Origin of the sequence: Mesorhizobium sp. M5C.F.Ca.IN.020.29.1.1, from assembly GCF_003997375.1 — a bacterium.
GTDB lineage: Bacteria > Pseudomonadota > Alphaproteobacteria > Rhizobiales > Rhizobiaceae > Mesorhizobium > Mesorhizobium wenxiniae.
Window position 1 is genome coordinate 1 of the sequence record NZ_RZSW01001026.1, and the last position, 1,010, is coordinate 1,010.

Annotated in this window: 1 protein-coding gene; it reads right to left on the bottom strand. The window is 64.5% G+C overall.

Going from position 1 to position 1,010, the window contains the following annotated elements; genetic code table 11:
* On the bottom strand, positions 1-1,010 hold a 1,010-nt coding region (gene virB10 / locus EOA85_RS35955), incomplete at both ends, for a type IV secretion system protein VirB10 (protein WP_164760168.1).

A 1,010-nucleotide genomic window follows, 5' to 3' on the forward strand; every position in this document is an offset into this window, starting at 1 on the left:
GGTTTGCCGCCGCGTTTCGGCCTTGCCAGCTCTTCCTGGACCGGATCGGCATAGAGCTCAGAAAAATCGAGATCGCGCCGTACAAAAACGATCACCGACGTCCCCTGATCGACATAGATCGTCGGCGGGATGTTGCGCGAATCCCCGAAGGCTCCCTTGGCCAATTCGGTCATTGTGCTTGCGGAGCGTTCGATCGCGATCTGACGGGCTTCCTCTTCTGTCCGCTCCGGATCGATCGTGATCGTCGTCACCTCGCCAGTGATAGGATCGACGCGAGTTATGGTCTCTTGGCGCCGGCCGCCGCTCGGGTCGGCGAGCCCCGAAAGGTATTCCGTCGCACCGCCAACGATCGACAGCACAATCGCCGAGCCGAAGCGCTCCAGCCAATGCCGATCGACCCGACCGGCCATGCCGCCACGGCCGAGGCTGTCAGCGCCAGGCGAACCGATGTTGACCGACACGCCGTCGGACCGGATCATCCGGTTCCAGACGATGAAGACGCGCGTTTGGCCGCGAGCAATGCCGGACTTGTATTCGCCGGTCAGTCGGGATCCTTTCGGGATCAACACGCGGCGGCCGTCAAGCGAATAGACATCCTCGCGAACAACCGCACGGACCATGCCGGGCAGGTCCGTGTTGATGGCCGTTTCAAGAAACCCGCGGATCATGGTGCCCTCTGCGATCAGGGCATCCGTGCGGTAGTTCTTCGTCGCCGTCGCCTGAGCGTTCCGACTGACCTCGGCCTGGGCGAGGAACGCCTTGTTGGGGTCCAGGTCTGCCCCAGGAACAGGAACGGGCTGCCCGTCGCCCGCAATGGCCGGCGCCGCTTCGCCGGCCGGGGCGTCCTGGTCCCCGTCGGTGACGATCTGGTTCGAGCGAAGCCGCTCCCACAGCTCCTTTTCTTCCTGCTCTTTGCGCTTGCGTTCCTCCTCCGCCAATCGCGCTTCCTCTTCCCGGCGGCGGGCCTCTTCCTCGGCAAGCCGACGGGCCTCGGCCTCGCGCATTTGCTG